This window comes from Micromonospora hortensis (assembly GCF_022230935.1).
GTDB lineage: Bacteria > Actinomycetota > Actinomycetes > Mycobacteriales > Micromonosporaceae > Micromonospora > Micromonospora hortensis.
On record NZ_JAKKFE010000017.1, the window covers coordinates 1 to 21,699 of the forward strand.

The 21,699-nt window shown below is 72.1% G+C and carries 16 protein-coding genes; 7 read left to right on the forward strand and 9 right to left on the reverse strand.

Annotated elements, in window-relative coordinates; genetic code table 11:
* Positions 1-252: 252 nt before the first annotated feature.
* The 5 genes from NIE111_RS12740 to ftsY form a co-directional block, all read right to left on the reverse strand.
* Positions 253-2,583: a [protein-PII] uridylyltransferase gene (locus NIE111_RS12740; RefSeq protein ID WP_238684602.1), complete on the reverse strand. Its 2,331-nt coding sequence runs from the start codon at positions 2,581-2,583 to the stop codon at positions 253-255.
* A gap of 16 nt (positions 2,584-2,599) precedes the next feature.
* The gene (locus tag NIE111_RS12745; protein WP_172862163.1) at positions 2,600-2,938 is read right to left on the reverse strand and encodes a P-II family nitrogen regulator; all 339 of its coding nucleotides are present in this window, start codon (positions 2,936-2,938) and stop codon (positions 2,600-2,602) included.
* 25 nt (positions 2,939-2,963) lie between these two features.
* Positions 2,964-4,373 (reverse strand): ammonium transporter, encoded by a 1,410-nt coding sequence (locus NIE111_RS12750; RefSeq protein WP_238684603.1) that lies wholly within the window; start codon positions 4,371-4,373, stop codon positions 2,964-2,966.
* A 276-nt stretch (positions 4,374-4,649) separates the two neighbouring features.
* Positions 4,650-5,513, reverse strand: a complete 864-nt coding sequence (locus tag NIE111_RS12755) for a phosphotransferase (RefSeq protein ID WP_181518597.1) — start codon at positions 5,511-5,513, stop codon at positions 4,650-4,652.
* Between the two features lie 6 nt (positions 5,514-5,519).
* Complete coding sequence (gene ftsY / locus NIE111_RS12760; RefSeq protein WP_112603473.1) at positions 5,520-6,701, reverse strand: signal recognition particle-docking protein FtsY; 1,182 nt, start codon at positions 6,699-6,701, stop codon at positions 5,520-5,522.
* Positions 6,702-6,884: 183 nt separating this feature from the next.
* On the opposite strand from ftsY, the gene NIE111_RS12765 reads away from it, so the two are divergent.
* The 5 genes from NIE111_RS12765 (at position 6,885) to NIE111_RS12785 (ending at position 11,918) form a co-directional block, all read left to right on the forward strand.
* The gene (locus NIE111_RS12765) at positions 6,885-8,612 is read left to right on the forward strand and encodes an alkaline phosphatase D family protein (RefSeq protein WP_238684604.1); all 1,728 of its coding nucleotides are present in this window, start codon (positions 6,885-6,887) and stop codon (positions 8,610-8,612) included.
* A 10-nt stretch (positions 8,613-8,622) separates the two neighbouring features.
* The gene (locus tag NIE111_RS12770) at positions 8,623-9,063 is read left to right on the forward strand and encodes a MarR family winged helix-turn-helix transcriptional regulator (RefSeq protein WP_238681244.1); all 441 of its coding nucleotides are present in this window, start codon (positions 8,623-8,625) and stop codon (positions 9,061-9,063) included.
* A gap of 207 nt (positions 9,064-9,270) precedes the next feature.
* A complete protein-coding gene (locus tag NIE111_RS12775) occupies positions 9,271-10,848 on the forward strand; it encodes an MDR family MFS transporter (protein ID WP_504858887.1) in 1,578 nt (525 codons plus the stop codon).
* Positions 10,849-10,857: 9 nt separating this feature from the next.
* A complete protein-coding gene (locus NIE111_RS12780; RefSeq protein ID WP_238684606.1) occupies positions 10,858-11,352 on the forward strand; it encodes a universal stress protein in 495 nt (164 codons plus the stop codon).
* 44 nt (positions 11,353-11,396) lie between these two features.
* Entirely contained in the window at positions 11,397-11,918 is a 522-nt protein-coding gene (locus NIE111_RS12785) for a DinB family protein (RefSeq protein WP_238684607.1), read from the forward strand.
* A 7-nt stretch (positions 11,919-11,925) separates the two neighbouring features.
* On the opposite strand, the gene NIE111_RS12790 is transcribed toward NIE111_RS12785, so the two are convergent.
* The 3 genes from NIE111_RS12790 to NIE111_RS12800 form a co-directional block, all read right to left on the reverse strand.
* Positions 11,926-12,546 carry an HAD family hydrolase gene (locus tag NIE111_RS12790; protein WP_238684608.1) on the reverse strand — a complete coding sequence of 207 codons (621 nt, stop codon included), beginning with the start codon at positions 12,544-12,546 and terminating at the stop codon, positions 11,926-11,928.
* Positions 12,546-16,160, reverse strand: coding sequence for a chromosome segregation protein SMC (gene smc / locus NIE111_RS12795; RefSeq protein ID WP_238684609.1), 3,615 nt, complete (start codon positions 16,158-16,160; stop codon positions 12,546-12,548). Before smc ends, NIE111_RS12790 begins: the two co-directional genes overlap by 1 nt.
* 348 nt (positions 16,161-16,508) lie before the next feature.
* Positions 16,509-16,703, reverse strand: a complete 195-nt coding sequence (locus NIE111_RS12800) for a hypothetical protein (protein WP_030487463.1) — start codon at positions 16,701-16,703, stop codon at positions 16,509-16,511.
* A 393-nt stretch (positions 16,704-17,096) separates the two neighbouring features.
* Here NIE111_RS12800 and NIE111_RS12805 point away from each other — a divergent pair, with 393 nt between their 5' ends.
* Together NIE111_RS12805 and NIE111_RS12810 are read left to right on the forward strand one after the other, a co-directional pair.
* Positions 17,097-18,242 (forward strand): CAP domain-containing protein, encoded by a 1,146-nt coding sequence (locus tag NIE111_RS12805; protein ID WP_238684610.1) that lies wholly within the window; start codon positions 17,097-17,099, stop codon positions 18,240-18,242.
* A 116-nt stretch (positions 18,243-18,358) separates the two neighbouring features.
* Positions 18,359-19,201 (forward strand): endo alpha-1,4 polygalactosaminidase, encoded by an 843-nt coding sequence (locus NIE111_RS12810; RefSeq protein WP_238684611.1) that lies wholly within the window; start codon positions 18,359-18,361, stop codon positions 19,199-19,201.
* A 180-nt stretch (positions 19,202-19,381) separates the two neighbouring features.
* Here NIE111_RS12810 and NIE111_RS12815 read toward each other — a convergent pair whose 3' ends face one another.
* Positions 19,382-21,601, reverse strand: a complete 2,220-nt coding sequence (locus tag NIE111_RS12815) for an MMPL family transporter (protein ID WP_238684612.1) — start codon at positions 21,599-21,601, stop codon at positions 19,382-19,384.
* Positions 21,602-21,699 lie beyond the last annotated feature (98 nt).

Consider the following 21,699-nt stretch of genomic DNA (forward strand, 5'->3'; position numbering starts at 1 on the left):
CAAAGTGCAAGATCGACGCGGGGAACGCGGGGAACGCGGGGAACGCGGGGAACGCGGGGAACGCGGGGAACGCGGGGAACGCGGGGAACGCGGGGAACGCGGGGAACGCGGGGAACGCGGGGAACGCGGGGAACGCGGGGAACGCGGGGAACGCGGGGAACGCGGGGAACGCGGGGAAACGCGGGGAACGCGGGGAACGCGGGGCGGGGCAGCGGGAAACGCGGGGCGGGGCAGCGGGAAACGGCGGGGCGGTTAGACGGCGGCTAGGACTGCGGCTTCCAGGCGGGCTCGGGTGGCGTCGTCCGGCCAACCGCCCACCAGATAGAAGGCGTCGACCACGTCGGCGCCGAGGGTGGAGATGCGGGCCGCGCGAACCAGGGCGCCGGCCTCGTCGAGCGCGCAGGCGACCCGGTAGAGCAGCCCGGCGGCGTCGGCGGCGCGCAGTTCCAGCAGTACGGCGTCCGTGGCCGCCTCGCGGTGCCAGACCACTCGTGGAGCCGCGCCGCCGGCACGGCTGGCGAGCGCACGGCCACGCAACCGTTGGGTGACCGACACGTCGCCGGCGACCGCCCGGCGCAGGTCGGCGCGGAGCGGGACCGGGTCCGGCGGAAGGCCGTAGCGGGGCTGCACCCGGCACTCGACAAGGGCCCGCCCGTCGACGGCGGAGGCGTCCGCGGAGATCACCTCAAGCCGGTGCAACGCCAGGCAGCCGGCCACGGTGGCGAGCAGACCCCGCCGGTCGGCCGCCGCGACCGACACCCGGTCGCCGGTCAGGTGGACGACCGGCAGTGGCCCGGCCAGCAGCTCCGGGTCCGGTGCGGGTGGCTCGGGGAGTACGCCGGTGTCCAGCGCGGTGCGAACCCGGGCGACCAACTCGGCGACGAGTCGGCCCTTCCAGTCTGACCAGGCCGCCGGCCCGGTCGCCGCCGCGTCGGCGCGGACCAACGCGTGCAGCACGTCCAGGGTGCCGGTGTCGCCGACCGCCTCGGCCACCGAGGCGATGGTGACCGGGTCGCTCAGGTCCCGGCGGGTGGCCACGTCGGGCAGCAGCAGGTGCAGCCGGACCAGCTTGCCGATGAGCTCGACCTCCGCGGGAGGCAGACCGACAGTGGTGGCCACCGCCTGGGCAACCGGCACACCGACTGTGCTGTGGTCACCGGGGAGGCCCTTGCCGATGTCGTGCAGGAGAGCGCCGAGGAGCAGCAGGTCGGGGCGCTCGACCTCGCGGGCGTGCCGGCTCGCCTCGTGCGCGGTCTGTACGAGGTGCCGGTCGAGGGTGAAGCGGTGCACCGGGTTGTGCTGGGGCAGGCTGCGCAGCCGGGTCCACTCGGGTAGCCAGCCGTCGACCAGCCCGTACCGGTCGCAGGTTTCCCAGGCGGGCACCAGGCCGGGACCGGCGCCGAGCAGGGTGATCAGCGCGGCCCGGGCCTCGGCCGGCCAGGGAGCTGGCAGGGGCGGGCAGTACGCCGCCAGCCACTCGCAGGTGGCCCGCGCGATGGGGATTCGGGTCGTGGCCGACGCGGCGGCCACCCGCAGCGAGAGGCTCGGGTCGGGGCGGGCCCCGATCGCCGTGCGGGCGAGCACCAACTCGCCGTCGTGCTCGACCACGTCGCGGGCGACCGGGCGGCGGGCCGGGCGGCCGTTGCCGGCCCGGGAGCGACCGGAGCGCAGCCGGTCGGCGGCCCGGAAGGCGTCGTCCAGGGCGTGGCTGACCGTGCGGGCGTCACCGGCGACCCGACGCAGCAACGCGTCGCCGTCCTCCACGACGGCTCCAGGCCGCCGCGCGGCGTCAGACGCGCCGGGCTGGAGTTGTCGCAGGCCGAGCAGGGCGGCCACTCCGTCGCGTTCCTGGGCGACCAGTCGGTCGACCCGTCGGCCGACCTGCTGGTGCAGCGCGTCGCGGGTGTCCAACAGGCGCAGGTGGGCGGCGCGTACGGCGGGGCGCAGCGCGTCGGTGATGCCGGCCGCGGAGATCGCCCGCAGCAGCCCCACGTCGCGCAGGCCACCGGCGGCCTCCTTGAGGTCGCCCTCCAGCAGGAACGCCAGCTCGCCGTGGGCCTGCCAGCGGGCTTCGGTGACCTCCCGCAGGCCGGGCAGGTGCCGGACGGCGGTACGCCGCCAGTGATCGGCGGCGGTGCGGATCAGCGCGTCGGCCAGCGCCTGGTCCCCCACGATCAGCCGGGCGTCGAGCAGCCCGAGGGCGACCTTGACGTCGTCCTGGGCGACCGAGAGCGCCTCGGCGACGGTGCGGACGGAATGGTCGAGCCGCAGGCCCGCGTCCCAGATCGGGTACCAGACGGAGGCGGCCAACTCGTCGATGCCGGGCACCCCGGCGTGCAGCAGCACCAGGTCGAGGTCGCCGTACGGGGCACACTGCCGCCGACCCAACCCCCCGACGGCCAGCAGCGCCACCCCGTCCCGCGCCGGCAGCAACCCCCGCAGGAACGAGTCGTACGCGGCGGCCCGCCCCCGCCGGGCCGCTTCCCCGATCCCCCCGGGAACGCCGACGACCTCGTTGATCAAGAGGTTCGCGTCACCGTCGTCGGCGGGTCCTGACGCGTTCTTCTTGATCAACGAGGTCATGTCAGTAGTGGCCGCGTCAGAGTGCGTCGAGGCCGCGTTCGCCGGTACGTACCCGGACGACCTCTTCGACACCGGTGACCCAGACCTTGCCGTCACCGATCTTGCCCGTGCGGGCCGCTCCAACGATCGCGTCCACCACCTTGTCGACGTCGATCTCGTCGGTGAGCACCTCGACCCGGATCTTGGGCAGGAACTCGACCGTGTACTCGGCACCCCGGTAGACCTCGGTGTGCCCCTTTTGCCGCCCGTACCCCTGAACCTCGCTGACGGTCAGCCCGGCCACCCCGAGGGCGTGCAGGGCCTCCTTCACCGCGTCCAGTTGGTACGGCTTGATGACTGCGGTCACCAGCTTCATGTCCAACCCCTCCATCCCAGGAACGTTAACCGGCGACCTTTTCGCTGACCGGCTCGGCGGGCTCCGCCGGCGGCTTGGCACCACTCGTGCCGCCACCGGGGGTGCCGATGCCGGCCATCGCGAACGCGCTGCCCGTGCCGCCGCCGGCCGGGGACAGGTCGTAGCTGCTCTCGGCGTGCTCGGCGATGTCGATGCCCTCGACCTCGGCCTCACCCTTGACCCGGAAGCCGATCGTCTTCTCGATGACGAAGGCGAGCACCCAGGCGACGCCGAACGACCAGACGGTGACGATCAGGCCGGCGAGGGCCTGCCGCCCGAGCTGGGTCGCTCCGCCGCCGTAGAAGAGGCCGTCGGAGGCGCCCACCACGTCGGTGATCGCGGCGTTGACCGAGTTGGTGGCGAAGAGACCGAGCCAGAGCGAGCCGATCCAACCACCGACGAAGTGCACACCGACCACGTCGAGCGAGTCGTCGTAGCCGAGCTTGTACTTGAGGCTGACGGCGAGCGCGCACACCGCACCGGCGACGATGCCGAGCAGGACGGCCGCCCAGGGGGCGATGAAGCCACAGGCCGGGGTGATGGCGACCAGGCCGGCGACGGCGCCGGACGAGGCACCGACCATCGTCGGCTTCCGGGTCTTGACCCACTCGACAGCGATCCAGCCGAGCACCGCCGCCGCCGTGGCGAGCTGGGTGTTGATGAACGCGAGACCGGCGACCGAGTCGACGGTCAGCTCCGAGCCGGCGTTGAAGCCGAACCAGCCGAACCACAGCAGACCAGCACCGAGCGCGACGAGCGGGATGTTGTGCGGCTTCATGCCCTCCCGCGGCCAACCGAGCCGCTTACCGAGGACCAGGACCACGGCCAGGGCCGCCGCACCGGCGTTGATGTGTACCGCGGTGCCACCGGCGAAGTCCAGTGCGTGGATGTCGCCGCCGATGATGCCGCCGCCCCACACCCAGTGGGCGACCGGGAAGTAGACCAGGGTGGCCCAGCCGAAGGCGAACAGCAGCCAGCCGGCGAACTTGGCCCGGTCGGCGATGGCACCGCTGATCAGCGCGACGGTGATCACCGCGAAGACCATTTGGAAGGCCATGAACACGTAGAGCGGGACGCCGATGCCGCTGGGGTTCTCCGCCGTGGCACCCCACAGGTCGGTTTCGGCGAGGAAGGTCTTGGTGCCGAGGTACGCGCCCGGGTCTCCCCAGAAGCCGTTCACGTCGGCCCCGAAGGCGACGCTGAATCCGTAGAACCACCACAGAATAGAGATGAGCCCGATAGCCGAGAAGCTCATCATCATCATGTTGAGTACGCCCTTGGCCCGGTTGAGGCCGCCGTAGAACAGCGCCAGTCCGGGGGTCATGAGCAGCACGAGCGCGGTCGAAACCAGCAGCCACGTGGTATTGGCGCCGTCGATCGTCGGTGCTTCAGGCACGCTGGCCTCCTAAAGGGTGAAGTCCTCCTTCGCGGCTTTCCGGGGCAGCGTCGCCCGTAGGCCGGTTGCGCGGAAGCTTCGCGGCCGGCTGTTTCACTTTGGGTCCCGTGCGGGTTTCCGTTTCGTGACGGGTTGTTTCGGACGTGTCACGAACTCCGCACAGTCATCAGCATGGACGATTGTGGATCGACCGGACGGCGATCGTCGATGACTGACCGGTCAACGGCATCGACCGGTGCGCTTGACGGCCCCGGCCGAGCATCGCCCGACCGGCGCTCAGCGGAGGGCGTTCTCCAGGGTGTGCCGCTCGTAGTCGAGCAGCCGCAGATCGCGCATCGGCCGACGCAGGTGGCCCTTGTGCACGATCCGGACGAACGCCGGCTCGCCGGCGGCGGCCATCCGCCGGATCCCCTCGACGTGATCCACGATCCGTTTGCGGATGGTCCGGATCAGCCGGTGCCGGTCGCGAGGGATCAGCCCGTACGCGTCGGCGAAGAGCCGGAGGCGGCGGGGCCGGTCCGGGTGCTTCCAGCCCAGCGTGATCGAGTCCCGGTCCGCGAAGATCGGCACCCAGGTCCAGGCCGCGTACGCCACGTCGTAGATCCGCGCTCCGGGCGAGGCGAGGTCGAAGTCGATCAGCCCGAGGGTGCCGTCCGGACGCCAGATCACGTTGTGCGGCGCGGCGTCGTGGTGGCAGATCACCTCGGTGTCCGGTGGTGGGGGCCCGAACGAGCGCCAGACCGCCGCCTGCGGAGGAGTGAAGCCGTACTGCGCGTCGTGGAACATCCGCAGCATGGTGGCGACGGTGACCAGGGCCTCGTCGGTCACCCAGTGCGGGGCGAGCGGATATTCTCCGCACTCCCCCTCCAGGTACGACAGCACCTCACGGTTGCGCTCGTCCATCCCGAGCGCCCGGGGTGCGCCGGTGAACCCCACGTACTCCAGGTGGCGCAGCAGCGCGTGCACGGACGGGGTCCACGGCCCGGCGTTGCGCCGGACCGTGTCACCCACGCGGACAACTGTGCTCACGTTGCCGCCGTGCAGCGGGATCTCCTGCGAAGTCACGTACGGTCTCCCGAGGCGCTGCGAAGGATGGCCGGGGTCACGCCAGCCCGCGTACGCGCGATCGTCAGTGGTCACCCGAGACTACGCGTCCCGGCCGGTGGCCTCGGTCCCCAGCAACGCGTCGACGAACTGCGCCGGGTCGAACGGGGCCAGGTCGTCCTTGCCTTCACCGAGGCCGACCAGCTTCACGGGGATGCCGAGCTTGCGCTGCACGGCGATCACGATGCCGCCCTTGGCGGTGCCGTCGAGCTTGGTCAGCACCACACCGGTCACGTTGACCACCTCGGTGAAGACCCGGGCCTGCTCCAGGCCGTTCTGCCCGGTGGTGGCGTCCAGGATGAGCAGTGTCTCGTCGATCGGGCCCTGCTTCTCCACCACGCGCTTGACCTTGCCCAGCTCGTCCATCAGGCCGACCTTGTTCTGCAGGCGGCCGGCGGTGTCGATGAGCACGGTGTCCACGCCGGTGTCGATGCCGCGCTTGACGGCGTCGAACGCGACGCTGGCCGGGTCGGCGGCCTCGGGCCCCCGCACGGTCTCCGCTCCGACGCGCGAGCCCCAGGTCTCCAGTTGGTCGGCCGCGGCGGCCCGGAAGGTGTCCGCCGCGCCGAGCAGCACGCTGCGACCGTCGGCCACCAGCACCCGGGCGATCTTGCCGCAGGTGGTGGTCTTGCCGGCGCCGTTGACGCCGACGACCAGGACCACCGCCGGCACGCCGTCCTTCGGGGCGGTCCGCAACGAGCGGTCCAGGCTCGGGTCGAGCGCGTTGACCAGCTCGGCGGCGAGCAGTGCCCGCAGCTCGGAGGCCGAGCGGGTGCCGAGCACCCGGGTGCGCTCGCGGAGCCGGTCGACGATGTCGCGGGTGGCGTCGACGCCGACGTCTGCGGTGATCAGGCTGTCCTCGATCTCCTCCCAGACGTCCTCGTCGAGGTGGTCGCGGGCGAGCAGACCGAGCAGGCTCTTACCGAACACGTTCTGTGAGCGGGACAGCCGCGAGCGGAGCCGGACCAGCCGCCCGGCGGTCGGCTCGGGGACCTCGACCTGTGGTTCGAGCACCGGCGGCGGCTCGACCAGGACGCCGGTGGACAGATCGGACTCCGGGGCCTCGACCGGCGGGCCGGCGAGATCCTCCTCAGCTCTGGTGTCGACCTCCGTGCGTGGCAACGGGGGCTCGGGCCGCCGCCGCAGTCGCGGCACGACCAGCCCGACTGTGCCGGCGATCAGCACACCGAGCAGGACCAGAGCGAGGACGAGATATTCGGCCATGCCGGAATCCTGTCAGATGCCGGCGGCGGCGTCCCAGCCACCGCACCCCGAGCGGTGCCCGGAGTCTCAGCCACCGCACCCCGAGCCGGTGCTCGGAGTCTCAGCCACCGCACCCCGAGCGGTGCCCGGAGTCTCAGCCACTGCACCCGGCCGGTCCCGGGGACCGGCGGTAGGCTCGGCCGCATGCCCGCCGCACACCTCCTCATCGGCCCACTTCTGCGGCGTGTGGTGGACACCCGTGCGACGATCTGGGTGGAGACGGCAGCGCCCGCCGTGGTCACCGTCCGCACCGCCAGCGGCGCCACCGGCACCGCTCCCACCTTCTCGGCGTACGACCACCACTACGCCCTCGTGGTGGTGGAGGGCCTTGCCCCGGACAGCGAGACCACCTACGAGGTGCTGGTCGACGACGAGATCGTCTGGCCGGTGCCGAGCAGCGGGTTCCCGCCGAGCGTGATCCGCACCCGGGCCGCCGACGATCGGGACCAGCCGGTCAATCTGATCTTCGGGTCGTGTCGCGAGACCACCCAGCACGCCACCACCCGCAAGCTGCCACCGGACGCGTTGGACGCGTACGCCCGGCGGTTGATGGCCGACCCGGAGTCGAACCCGCTGCCCGACCTGTTGGTGCTGCTCGGTGACCAGGTCTACGCCGACGTCACCTCGCCCACAGTGCGCCGACTGCTGCGTCGACGGCGGCGGCGGCCGAAGGGCGCTCCGGCCGACCAGGTGGTGAGCTTCGACGAGTACACCAAGCTCTACCTGGAGTCCTGGCGTGATCCGGAGATCCGCTGGCTGCTCTCCACGGTGCCCAGCGTGATGATCTTCGACGATCACGAGATCATCGACGACTGGAACACCTCGGCGGCGTGGCGAGCCGAGGTGCGCGAGCAGCCGTGGTGGCAGGAGCGGATCGGCAGTGGGCTCGCCTCGTACTGGGTCTACCAGCACCTGGGCAACCTCTCCCCCGACGAGATCGTCGCCGATCCGGTCTTCGCGAAGGTGGCCGCCGCCGAGGACGCCACCAGCGTGCTGCGCGAGTTCGGCCACCGGGTCGACCAGGAGTCCGACCTGGCGCACGACACCGAGCGCTGGCGCGCGGTGCAGTACCAGTGGAGCTACGCACTCGACCTGGGCCGGACCCGGCTGGTCATGCTGGACAACAGGTGCAGCCGGGTGCTCGAGCCCAACAGTCGGGCGATGCTGCCGCCCGGCGAGTGGGCCTGGTTCCTCGACCAGGCGCACGGGGTCTACGACCACCTGGTGGTGGGCGCCTCGCTGCCCTGGCTGCTGCCGCAGGGCATCCACCACATCGAGGCGTGGAACGAGAAACTGGCGGACTCACGGCGACCGTGGGTGGCGCGCGGGGCGGAGAAGCTGCGCCGTGCCCTGGACCTGGAGCACTGGGCGGCGTTCCGGCGCTCCTTCGAGGCGCTCGCGGAGACGTTCGCCCGCATCGGCACCGGCACGCCACGGCAGTCCGGCGCGCGGATCGGGGCCGGCCCGGCGTACGCCCCGCCGGCGTCGATCAGCGTGCTCTCCGGTGACGTGCACCACTCGTACGTGGCGCGGGCCCGGTTCGCGGACCCGGCGGTGGTCACTCCGGTGCACCAGCTCACATGTTCGCCGATCCACAACCAGGTTCCGGCGGGCATCCGTCCGCTGATGCGGCTGGGCTGGTCGCCCGGTCCGGCCGGGGCTACCCGGGCGCTGGCCCGTTCGGCGGGCGTACGCCGGCCGGGGGTGCGCTGGCGCAAGCTGGCCGGCCCGTACTTCGGTAACGCGGTCGCCACCCTGACCCATCACGGGCGCGGGGCCGACGTGGTCATCGAGGGCACCACCAAGGACGGGCACCTACGCCCGGTGATGCGGCGTCGACTCTCCGGCGACCGCGAGCCGGCCGCGCCGTAGTCTCTACGCCGTGGACGAGCACCTGCCGGAGCCGATCCGGGCGGTTGAGCACGAGTTGACCGCTCTGCTGCGCCGTGGCCGGGCGGTCTCCTGGGAGATCGCCCGGGAGGTGCACCCGAACCTGGAGCCGAACACCTACGGGTTGCTGCTCTGGTTGCGCCGTAGCGGGTCGATCCGGTTGACCGAGTTGGCGGCGCGGCTGGGCGTGGGCAAGGGGACGCTGAGCCGGCAGATCAACGCCCTGGAAGTCCTCGGTCTGGTGCACCGCGACCCCGATCCGAGTGACCGGCGGGCCGCGCAGATCAGCCTCACCGACGAGGGGCAGCGCCGGTTCGACGTGGCCCGCGCGGCCCGGCTGGGCGAGTTCCTGCGCGCTCTGGACGGCTGGCCGGAGCGGGACGTCGAGGAATTCGCGCGGCTGCTCGGCCGGTTCAACGACTCCTGGCAGTAGCCCTCAACGCGGGGCGGTAGCTCCCAACGCGGGGGAATAGGGCCCCGGTCCGACAAGTTGTTGCTTCAGGCAACCAAGGCATACGGTTGCCTCAGGCAACTCAAAGGCGGCCCGTGCGTACCAGCCCCGCCGTTCCACCTCGACTCCGCTCGGAGGCAACAAACGATGAGCCAGGCGACAGTGCCTCCCCAGGCGACCGCCGTGACCATGACCCACCGGCAGATCCTGGAAGCACTCTCCGGCCTGCTGCTGGGTCTGTTCGTCGCGATCCTCTCCTCCACGGTCATCTCGAACGCGCTGCCGCGGATCATCACCGAACTGCACGGCGGCCAGTCCGCGTACACCTGGGTGGTGACGTCGGCACTGCTCGCGACCACAGCGACCACCCCCATCTGGGGCAAGATGGCCGACCTGACCAGCAAGAAGACACTGGTCCAGCTCGCCCTGGGGATCTACGTGCTGGGCTCGGTGCTGGCCGGCCTCGCCCAGGGCACCGGTGAACTGATCGCCTGCCGGGTGCTCCAGGGTGTCGGCGCCGGCGGTCTCACCGCGCTGGCCCAGGTGATCATGGCCACGATGATCGCGCCCCGCGAGCGCGGCCGCTACAGCGGCTACCTCGGCGCCGTGATGGCCGTCGGTACCATCGGCGGCCCGCTGATCGGCGGCGTGATCGTGGACACCTCCTGGCTCGGCTGGCGCTGGTGCTTCTACGTCGGCGTGCCGTTCGCCATCCTCGCGCTGATCGTGCTCCAGAAGACCCTGCACCTGCCGGTGGTCAAGCGGAAGGCCGAGATCGACTGGTGGGGCGCCACCCTGATCACCGCGGCCGTCTCGGTGCTGCTGATCTGGGTCTCGCTCGCCGGCGACCAGTTCGCCTGGGCCTCCTGGCAGACCGCCGTCATGGTCGTCGGCGCGCTGGTCCTCGGCGCGCTGGCCATCCGGGTCGAGACCCGGGCCGCCGAGCCGATGATCCCGCCGCGGCTGTTCCGCAACCGCACCATCACCCTCGCCGTCGTCGCCAGCATCGCGGTCGGCGTGGGCATGTTCGGCGCGTCGATCTTCCTGGGCCAGTACTTCCAGATCAGCCGCGGGCAGAGCCCGACCATGTCCGGCCTTATGACCCTGCCGATGATCCTCGGCCTGCTGGTCGCCTCCACCGTCATCGGGCGGGTCATCAGCAAGACCGGCCGCTGGAAGCGGTACCTGGTGATCGGCTCGGCCCTGCTCACCATCGGCTTCGCGCTGATGGGCACCCTTCGCGCGGACACCAGCTTCACACTGCTCAGCGTCTACATGCTGCTGATCGGCGTCGGCCTGGGTATGACCATGCAGAACCTGGTCCTCGCCGTGCAGAACACCGTCGGCCCGCACGAACTCGGCGCGGCCAGCTCGGTGGTGGCGTTCTTCCGCAGCCTGGGTGGCGCGATCGGCGTGTCCGCCCTCGGCGCGGTACTCGCCCACAAGGTCAAGGACTACACCGCCGACGGGCTGGCCCAGCTCGGTATCCCCGCCTCCAGCTCCGGCAGCGGCGGCGCCCTGCCCGACGTGCACACCCTGCCCGGCCCGCTGCGGGCGGTGGTGGAGAGCGCGTACGGCCACGGCGCCGGCGACATCTTCCTGGCCGCCGCCCCGTTCGCGCTGATCGCGCTGATCGCTGTGGCCTTCATCAAGGAGGTGCCACTGCGCCAGCACAACGGCAACCCGGTTTCCGACCAGGTCGAGCGGGAATCGACAGTCGCCGCCGGCGCTGGCGCACCCGTGATCCGTACCGGCGAGCAGAGGTGAGGTAGAGCCATGGGCGTGGGAGCACCGGACCGCGAGGAGTACGGCCCCCGGACCCGACCGCTGCCCTTCGAGCGCGGTACGGACGGCCCTCGGGTGATCATGGTGGGCATCGACGGCACCCGAACCTCCGAGCGGGCCGGCTCCTACGCCGCGGGCCTGGCCCGTCGGCAGGGCGCCGCGCTGGTGGTGGTCTTCGTCAGCTCACCGAGCGGGCTGACCGCCCTGGTGCCCGGCATGGACGCTGGCGCGGTCCAGCGCACCCACGACGAGTTGGCCGACGAGCTGCGCCGGGAGTGCCGGCGCGGGGCCGAGCAGTGGGGCATTCCGGTGACCCTGCTGGTGCGGCGCGGCGACGCGTACGGCGAGCTGTGCGCGGCGGCCGACGAGTTCCAGGCCGACATGGTGGTCGTCGGCGCCTCCGAGCAGGCCGGACACCGGCTCGTCGGCTCGGTCGCCACCCGGCTGGTCCGCGCCGGCCGCTGGCCGGTCGTCGTGGTGCCCTGATAACCCGTCGCGGCATGTCCGGGGTGCCGGGCAGGATGCGCGGCATGACCTGGATCGCGCCGGAGATCACCCGGACCCCCGAACCGTACGTCGGCGACGAGCGCACGATGCTCGACGGCTGGCTCGACTACCACCGACAGACGCTGCTGCTCAAGTGCGCCGGCCTGACCGAGGAGCAGTTGCGGACGCCGAGCGTGGAACCGTCCGGGCTGACCCTGCTCGGCCTGGTCCGGCACCTGGCCGAGGTGGAGGCCTGGTGGTTCCGGGAGAACTTCGCCGGCGAGCATGTCGACTACCCGTACTTCACCCCGGACAACCCGGACGCCGACCACGACGTCAGCGCCGCCGACGCCGCTGCCGACTTCGCCACCTTCCACAGCGAGGTGGCGCTGGCCCGCGAGGCCGCCGCCGGCCACTCGCTCGACGAGACGTTCACCGAGGTCGGCGCGAAGAAGCGCACCTTCAACCTGCGCTGGGTGTACGTGCACATGATCGAGGAGTACGCCCGGCACAACGGCCACGCCGACCTGATCCGGGAACGCATCGACGGCGTCACCGGCGAGTGACGAGCGCTCAGTAGTCCAGGGCCGCCCGCAGGTACCGCAGGTCGGCGTGGCCGCCCCAGCGGTGCGCCGACAGCCCGGCGGACCGGGCACCCCGCACGGCCCAGTCCTCGTCGTCGACGCAGAGGACCCGGGCCGGCGGGGTGGCCAGGGCCACGCAGGCGGCCTTGAAGTATTCCGGGGCGGGCTTGTGCACGCCGATCACCGAGGAGTTGACCACCACGTCCAGCTCGCCGACCAGGCCGAGTGCGGCCAGGTCGGCGTCGAGCAGGTCGGTGGCGTTGGTGCCCAGCCCGACCCGGACGCCCGCCGCACGGACCTCCCGGACGAACGCCAGCACCTCCTGGTCGACCTCTCCCCGGTAGCTCTGCCACTGCTCCACAGCGGCGCGGGCCCGCTCCGGGCTGCCCACCGATTCGGCCAGGGCGTCCGCCACGCTGTTCATCCAGTCGGCGTGGTTGACCTGGCCGGTGAGCACCGGCTGGAGCCGCCCCCACTGCATGGCGATCTCACCGAGCACCCCCGCGGAGAGGCCGTACTCCCGCTCGACAACGGCAGCCACCGCCGGGTCCCACCGGCGCAGTACGCCGTCGAAGTCCAGCAGGAGCGCCGTCGCGCGTTCCCGAGCCACTACCCGTTCTCCTCGCCGCGGCCGTGCCGCTGGTCGTCCTCGTCGGCCCGGTTGAGCCGTTGGCTGATCACCTGAGTGACCCCACTGCGCATGGTCACGCCATAGAGCGCGTCGGCGATCTCCATCGTCCGCTTCTGGTGCGTGATGACGATCAGCTGACTCTTCTCGCGCAACTGTGCCAGCAACGTGATCAGCCGGCCCAGGTTGACGTCGTCCAGGGCCGCCTCCACCTCGTCCATGATGTAGAACGGGCTGGGTCGGGCGCGGAAGATCGCCACCAACATGGCCACCGCGGTCAGTGACCGCTCGCCACCGGAGAGCAGCGACAGCCGCTTGATCTTCTTGCCTGGCGGGCGGGCCTCCACCTCGACGCCGGTGGTGAGCAGGTCGTCCGGTTCGGTGAGGATCAGCCGTCCCTCGCCACCGGGGAAGAGCACTGTGAACACCTGCTCGAACTCGCGGGCGGTGTCCTCGAAGGCACTGGCGAAGACCTCCAGGATCCGCTCGTCCACGTCCTTGACCACTGTGAGCAGGTCCCGACGGGTGGCTTTGAGGTCCTCCAACTGCTCGGAGAGGAACTTGAAACGCTCCTCCAGCGCGGCGAACTCCTCCAGCGCGAGTGGGTTGACCTTGCCGAGCAGGGCGAGTTCGCGTTCCGCCTTCGCGGCCCGCTTCTCCTGCACCGGCCGCTCGTAGCGCACCGGCTCGGGCACCGGCAGACCGTCACGTTCGGCCGCCGCGACGTCCACCTGGGTCGGCGGAACGGGCTGAGTCGGACCGTACTCGGCGACCAGCGTCTCCACGTCCAGCCCGAAGTCCTCGGCGGCCTTCGCCTCCAACTGCTCGATGCGCAGCCGTTGCTCCGCCCGGGCCACCTCGTCGCGGTGCACCTGGCTGGTCAGCCGCTCCAACTCCGCGCCGAGCCGCTTGGCGGCGCCGCGTACCTCCTGAAGCTCTGCCTCCCGCGCGGCGCGCTCCAGGGCGACCGCGTCGCGGTGCTCCTCGGCCGTCGCGATCGACTTGGTCAGCCGGGTCAGCGCCTCCCGGGCGCCAGCGGCGACAGACCGGGCGATGCCGGCGCCCCGGGCGCGGGCGGCCCGTCGGGCCGCCGCGCGTTCCCGGGCGGCCCGCTCCGCGGTGGCCTGCCGCGCGAGCGAGTCGGCCCGGCCGGCGATCGAGGAGACCCGCTCCTCGGCGGTACGCACGGCGAGCCGGACCTCCATCTCGTTCTGCCGGGCCTGCGGCACCATGGCCGCCAGTTGATCCCGTTCCTCGGTGGAGGGCTCGGCGTCGACCGGGGTCTCCTCGGCCAGCCGGAGCCGCTCCTCCAGCTCGGCGAGCGCGGTGAGGTCCCGTTGCCGGGCGGCCTCGGCGCGGGAGCGGGAGTCGCCGAGCCGGTCGGTCTCGGCCTTCGCGGAACGGGCCGCCGCGCCCAGCTCGGCCAGCCGGCGAGCGGCGGCGTTGCGGTGGCTCTCCGCCTCGCGCTTCTCGGCTGCGGCGTGCTGCACGGCCTCCTTGGCGGCCGCCACCTCGGCGCGCGCCTCGACCAACTGATCGCGCAGCTCCAGGCCGGCGCGTTCGGCGGTGACCCGGTTGGCGCGGGCCTCCTCGACGGCGGCCTGCACCTCGATGTAACTGGGGGCCTTGGCCGACCCGCCCGCCGCCGCGTACGCCCCGACCACGTCGCCGTCTGGGGTGACCGCCCGCAGCTCGGGGTTGCTGGCGACCAGCTCGGCGGCGGCGGCGAGATCGTCGACGAGCGCCACGTCCCGCAGGGCCCGGTGCACCGCCGGACGCAGCTCGGCGCCGCACTCCACCAGGTCGGGTGCCCACCGGGCGTCGTCCGGCAGCTTCGGGCGCAGCGCGTCCGCGGAGCCGGTCATGCCGGGACCGGCCGGGCTGCCGACCAGCAGGCCGGCCCGACCGGCGTCGGAGATCTTCAACAGCCGCATCGCCTCGACGGCCTCGTCCACCCCGCTGACGGCGACCGCGTCGGCGAGGCCGCCGAGCGCGGCGGCCAGCGCGGCCTCGTGACCGGGCGCGACGGTGAGCAACCCGGCGAGGCTGCCGAGCAGGCCGGGCACGTCCCCGGCGCGGGCGAGCAGCGCCCCCGCGCCGTCCTTTCGCCGCAGCCCCAGGGCGAGCGCCTCCTCGCGGGCCTTCCAGGTGGCGGCGTCCTTCTCCGCCGCCCGCTCGGCGTCGGACAACGATCGGACGGTGGCCTGGGCCCGTTCCTGCACGGCGACCGCCTCGGCGTGCCGGGCGTCCAGGTCAGCGTTGTCCCGGTCGGCCTCGGTGGACTGGGCGGCGACCGCGTCCAGGTCGGCCTGCGCCTGCTCGGCGCGGCCCAGCGCGTCGGCGTGCGCGATGGCGAGGCGTTCGATCTCCTCGCCGGCGCTGGTGGTCCGGGCCCGGGCGGAGTTGACCTGGCCGGTGAGCCGGGCCATCCCCTCGCGCCGGTCGGCGATGGCCTTGGCCGCGGCGACCAGCTCGCGCTCGGCGGCGGCCAACTGCCGCTCCAACTCCTGGCGGTGCTCGACCGCCTCAGCCAGCCGGACCTGGTCGTCGGTGAGCGCGCCGCGCAGCTCCTCCTCCTGCTCGCGGACGCGTTCCGCCTCGGCCTCCAGCTGGTCCGGGTCGCGGCCGGGCCGCTCGTCGTCGCCGGTGGCGCTGAGGTGCCGCAGCCGTTCCCGGGCCAACTGCTCGATCGAGCGGAAGCGCTCCTGGAGGGCGGAGAGCTTGTACCAGGTGTCCTGTGCGGCGGCGAGCAGCGGCGCGTCCTCCGCGAGGGCGGCCTCCAACTCGCCGAGCCGGCCCTGCACCTCGGTGTGCTCACCCTCGATCTGCTCGCGCCGCTCGCGCAGCGCGGTCTCGTCGGCGATCTCCCGGTCGAGGGTGTTCCGCAGGGTGGCCAGGTCGTCGGCGAGCAGCCGCAGCCGGGCGTCGCGCAGGTTGGCCTGGATGGCGGCAGCGCGTCGGGCCACCTCGGCCTGTCGGCCCAACGGCTTGAGCTGACGACGCAGCTCGGCAGTGAGGTCGGTGAGGCGGTTGAGGTTCACCTGCATCGCGTCGAGCTTGCGCAGCGCCTTTTCCTTGCGCTTGCGGTGCTTGAGGACGCCGGCCGCCTCCTCGATGAACGCCCGGCGGTCCTCCGGCTTGGCGTGCAGCATGCCGTCGAGGCGGCCCTGCCCGACGATGATGTGCATCTCCCGGCCGATGCCGGAGTCGGAGAGCAGCTCCTGGATGTCGAGCAACCGGCACGAGTTGCCGTTGATCTCGTACTCGCTCTCGCCGGAGCGGAACATCCGACGGGTGATGGAGACCTCGGTGTACTCGATCGGCAGCGCGCCGTCGGTGTTGTCGATGGTGAGGGTGACCTCGGCGCGACCCAGCGGCGCCCGACCGGCGGTGCCGGCGAAGATGACGTCCTCCATCTTGCCGCCACGGAGGGCCTTGGCGCCCTGCTCACCGAGGACCCAGGCGATGGCGTCGACGACGTTGGACTTGCCCGAGCCGTTCGGGCCCACCACACAGGTGATCCCGGGCTCCAGCTTCAACGTCGTCGCGGAGGCGAAGGACTTGAACCCCTTCACCGTCAGGCTCTTGAGATACACCTACTCGATCCTCGTCCGGTGGCCGCCGTACCGTCGCCGGCTGCGGGGACCTGGGTGAACCCGCAGACTAACCCGCCGGTGGGAGCGGCCCGGCACGCGACCCGCCCCGCGTCGCGTCGACAGTGGGCGCGCTGTCGTCCGGGAGACCGCGGGAAAGACAAGCGCCTTTCATGATCGGCTTATCCGCCGACGCGCCTTTCGGTAACTGTGCGGCGCTGTTCCCGCACGATCGGCCGCATGATCATGAATCGTCGGCGCCGAAAAGGCCCGGGACAGTGTTACGCGCCGGCACAGAGGTGTCGGCGCGCATTTTTGCGATGGTGCGATTCAGTTTTTACGACCTGAAGATCAGGTCAGCGCCGGCTCGGCCAGACGGAGCAGATCGTCCGCCTCCGCCGCAGCCGCCGCGAGCCGATCATTGTCGGCACGCAGACGCGTGATCTCGAACTCCAGTGCCTGAACCCTGGAACGCAGTCGGGTGACCTCGTCGAGCAGACGCCGGTCGGGCGCTGCACCTACGTGGCCGTAGAGGGCCTTCGCCATGCTGACTCCTTGATATGCGCTGCCGGAAAGGCCGGCCAACGCGCGCCCAATTCATACGCGGCTGTCATTCCAGGCTGTATCTGGGCATGACCGGGCGCGACTGGCGACACCTATATATTGAGCCGCAAACCCCTCCTTCGTCAAGTTCTCGCAGGCCGTAGATCATCTCTACGTCGACCTGTCCACTTGTCGGGGGGCTGCCGCAAGGCACGGACACTCTCTGTCCGGACGCCTTTACTGTACGCCCGGATTCACGGAAGTCCGCACCCTGGCGTCCGACTTCCCCTTAACTCTTTCTTAGCCACGTTGCCGCAGGTCGTAGGCGCGCCGTAGCGTCACCCCGGCCCGCAACCGACCCCTGGAGGCATAGGCGTGTACGGCTGGACCGATCCAATGGACCCGAACGGCGCCCCCCGGCGCGCCGAGGGACCGACCGACGAGCCGGCCTGGCTGCACGACCGCCCGGAGCCCCGCTCGGCCTACCTCTTCGGCGACGAGCCCGGGCAGCCGGGCGACGAGTGGCACCGGGAGCAGCCCACCGACAGCCGGCAACCGGCAACCCCCGCCGAGGCGGCCGACGCCCGCACCGTTGCCTGGGAGGCCTACCAGCCGCAGGGCGAAACCGGCGACTGGGGCGACAGCCGCCCGACCCAGGACACCACGGGCGGACGGCGCGCCGAGTCACCCGGCGGCTGGCACACCGACACCGAACCGGAGACCACCGACGGCTGGCGCGGCGCCGCCGAGACCGACCGGCCCAGCGAGGGACGGCACCGCTCCCCACGCCGCTGGCGCCGGCCGCTGATGATCGGGGGCGCCGCCGCGGCCGCCACCCTCGTCGTGAGCTTCGGCGTCGGCGCGCTCACCCTGCCCGGCGGTGACGACGGGGCCGCCCAGCCGACGGCCGTCGACGACTCCTTCGCCACGTCGGCCGCGCCGACCGGAGAACCGGAGCTGGACGCCCTCGCCGCGCCCTCCCCGTCGACGGTCCCCACCCCGGCGTCTCCGAGCCCGTCGCCCAGCAAGGTCGTCAAGCCCACGCCGGCATCGTCGCGGAGTACCGCGGCGTCGCGCCGCAGCGTCGAGCGCAGCACCGCGCCGAGCAACACCGGCGGTTCCACCGGCTCCAGCGGTTCCAGCGGCTCCAGCGGCTCCGTCAGCGCTCAGGCCCGCGAGGTGGTGGACCTGGTCAACGCCGAGCGAGCCAAGGCCGGCTGCAAGGCGCTGAGCATCGACGACAAGCTGATGACGGCCGCCCAACGGCACAGCCAGGACCAGGCCGACAAACAGAACATGTCCCACACCGGCAGCGACGGCAGCAACGCCGGCACCCGACTGGACCGGGTTGGCTACACCTGGCGCACGTACGGCGAGAACGTCGCCTGGAACCAGAAGACCCCGGCCGCGGTGATGGACGCCTGGATGAACAGCTCCGGCCACCGGGCCAACATCCTGAACTGCGCGTTCACCGAGATCGGCGTCGGCATCGCCAACGGCAACGGACCGTACTGGACGCAGGTCTTCGCGGCGCCGCGCTGACCGCGCGTCGTTCCCGCCCCCGCGCTCGTTGACCTGGTGAGGTACGTCCGGCCGGAGCGTGGGGGCCGCGTACCGGTGCGGGCGGCGACCGGCCGCCCGGGACCCGGGAGCTGCCGATGGGGATCCGGCCGCGGCGACGCGTCGCCGTACGCCCAGTGCGTCGCGTCCTGTCCGCCAGCGTCGCTCTCGTGCTCCTGGTGCCGGCGTACGGGTGCCGGCCCGCGCTTACCCCGCCCGGCGCGCCCACGGCGTGGCCGGCGGCGCAGGCCCGGCACTGGCAGTGGCAGTGGCAGCTCAGCGGCCCGCTCGACCCGGCGGTGGACGCCCACGTCTTCCTCCTCGACCCGGTGGCCAGCACCGCCGCACAGACCGCCGAACTGCGCTCCCGGGACCGCCGGCTGATCTGCCAGGTCAACGTGGGATCGGTCCGCTCCGACGACCCGGACGCCAGCCGGTTTCCGGAGGTCATCCAGGGCGGGGCCGGGCGTCGACCCGACAGCCGGTGGCTGGACGTCCGGAGTTGGGACGCAATCCGGCCGGTGCTGGCCGACCGGTTCCGGCTCTGCCGGGGCAAGGGTTTCGGCGCGGTGGCGCTCTTCGACGCCGACGGGTACGCGGCGCGCACCGGCTTTCCGCTCGACTTCGACGACCAACTGCTGTTCAACCGCCGGCTCGCCGAACTGGCCCGCTCGCTGAGCCTCTCCCCGGGGCTGGTCAACGACGTGCCGCAGCTCGCCGCGCTGGCCCCGGACTTCGACTTCGCTGTCAACGAGGAGTGCGTCCGGCTGGCCCAGTGCGCCAAACTGCTGCCGTTCAGCGACGCCGGTAAGCCGGTCTTCCACGTCGAGTACACCGGCTCGACCGACGACTTCTGCGTCACCACCGTCGGCTACGGCTTCGCGTCGATCCGGAAGGACCGCACGCTGGACGCGTCCCGCGAACCCTGCCCCCTCCCCTGACCCACCCCCGCCCCACCCCCGCCCCGGCCTCGCCCCGGCCTCGCCTCGCCCCGCGATCTTGCACTTTCGGTTGTCGAATTGCCGGGTTAGCCATGCTTTGTCGCGACAGAATCTGCAAGATCGCCGAGGCGGAGGCCGAGGGCGGGGCCGGGCGGGGCGGGGTGGGGCGGGTTCGGTTGGTTAGGGGACCGGGACCAGCTCTGGGGTGGGGGCGGGCGGGTCGGTGGGCGCGGGTGCCGGGCGGGGGCGCAGGAAGCGCGGGGCCCACCAGTTGGCGTCGCCGAGCATCGTCATCAACGCCGGCAGCACCACTCCCCGGATGATGGTGGCGTCCAGCAGGATCGCCGCCGCCAGACCGATGCCGAGCTGCTTCATGTCGATGGTGCTCAGCGTGGCGAAGATCGAGAAGACTCCGACCATCACGATCGCCGCGCTGGTCACCACCCCGGCCGACGAGGTGATCCCGTACGACACGGCGTCGCGGTTGGGCAGGCCGGACCGGACGCCCTCGCGGATCCGACTGACCACGAAGACGTGGTAGTCCATCGAGAGGCCGAAGAGCACCACGAACAGGAACAGTGGCAGCCACGACACGATCGCGCCCATCGACGTGAAGCCGAGCAGTCCCTGTGCCCACTCGCCCTGGAAGATCAGAACCAGCAGGCCGTACGCGGCACCGGCGGAGAGCAGGTTCAGCACGATCGAGCTGGCCGCGATCACCACCGACCGGAAGGTGAACGTCATGACCAGGAAGGTCAGCACCAGCACGAAGCCCATGACCAGCGGCAACTTGTCCCGGACATGCTGGGCGTAGTCCTCGCTGTCGGCGACGCTCCCGCCCACCGCGTACTCGATGCCGGGGATACCCCGCAGTTCGGCCGGGACCAGGTCCCCGCGCAGCTTCTCCAACGACTGCACCGACCGGTCGTCGCGACTGGCGTACGGGGTGGGAACGTCCAGCACCGAGACCCGCCGGTCGGCCGACACCTCGATCTTCGGGCCGTCCGCCTCGGCCGGGGCGAACAGCGGATCGCCGGCCGCCCGGGTGGACAGGCCGGTGAGGGCGGCGCGTACCCGGTCGGCCTGGTCGGCGGGCGCCTGAACGGCCACCACGTGATTGGTGCCGGCGCTCGGGAAGGCGGCGGTGAGCCGGTCGTACGCCTGCATCGCCGGAGTCGTGCGGGGCAGGTCCTCCATGCCGGGGAACTTCAGCTTCATGCCGAGCGCCGGCGCGGCCAGCGCGAGCAGCAGCCCGACCGAGATGACAAGCGTCGCCACCGGCGCGCGCAGCGCGGGCCGGAGCACCGCCGGCCACAGCCGGGGCGTGCGGGGCTCGCCGTGCCGGCCGGTACGCGGCGCGGTCAGTCGCCAGAGCAGCGGCACCCGGGGCCGGTCCACCCATCGGCCGAGCCGGGCCAGCAGGGCGGGCAGGACGGTCAGTGAACCGGTCACCGCGACGGCCACCACGAGGATCGAGCCGATGGCGAGGGACGAGAAGACCACGTCGCCGGCGAGCAGCAGCCCGGCCATCGAGATGATCACCGCGAAGCCGGAGACCACCACGGCGTGCCCGGAGGTCTCCGCGGCGATCTCCACCGCGTCCAGACCGGACCGACCCTTGGCGCGTTCCTCCCGCTCCCGACGGATGTAGAACAGCGAGTAGTCGACGCCGACAGCCATGCCGATCAGCAGGATCACCGGTGCCGTGGTGTCGGTGGCCGGCACCAGGTGCGAGGCGAGAGTGGACAGACCCATCGCGGCGGCCACCGAGGAGAGTGCCAGCAGCACCGGCACGCTCGCCGCGATCAACGCGCCGAACGCGATGATCAGGATCGCCAGGGTGACCGGCAGACTGAGCAGCTCGGCGCGCTTGAAGTCCTTACCCAGCGTGTCGTCCAGGGCTTGGCCGATCGACGGCCCGCCGACCTGCTCGACCCGCAGCTCGGGATGCGCGGCCTGCACGGAGGCGGTGGCGTCGCGCAACGGCTGCACCCGATCCGAGGCCGTCTCCGAGTCACCCGACATGGTGATCGGTAGCAGCATCGCCGAGCCGTCCCGCGCGGTGACCGGCTGGCCCACCCCGGCCACCCCGGTGACCGTACGCAGGCGGGCCGCCGCGTCGTCGGCCGCCGACTTCGCCGCTGCCGGGTCCAACGCGCCACCCCGGGAGGTGATGAGGACGTTGTCCACCGCCGGGTCGTCGAAGGCACCGGCGTCCACGATCAGGCTGGCCCGCCCCGCCTCGCCGATCGCCTGGTCACCGCTGGTGGCCTCGTTGAGCCCGGCGGCGCTGCCACCCACGAAGCACACCGCCACGAACACGGCCCACAGTGCGATCGCCCGCCACGGGTGCTCGGCGCTCCACCGCGCCAGCCGCACCGTCACCGGTCTTCTCCCCATCTCGGGTCCCCCTGTCACGTCAACCCCCTGTCAACGCTGCTGACGCTAGGTGCGTGACGAGGCGGTCACATCGGGGATCGACCCGGGCCCACCCTGGA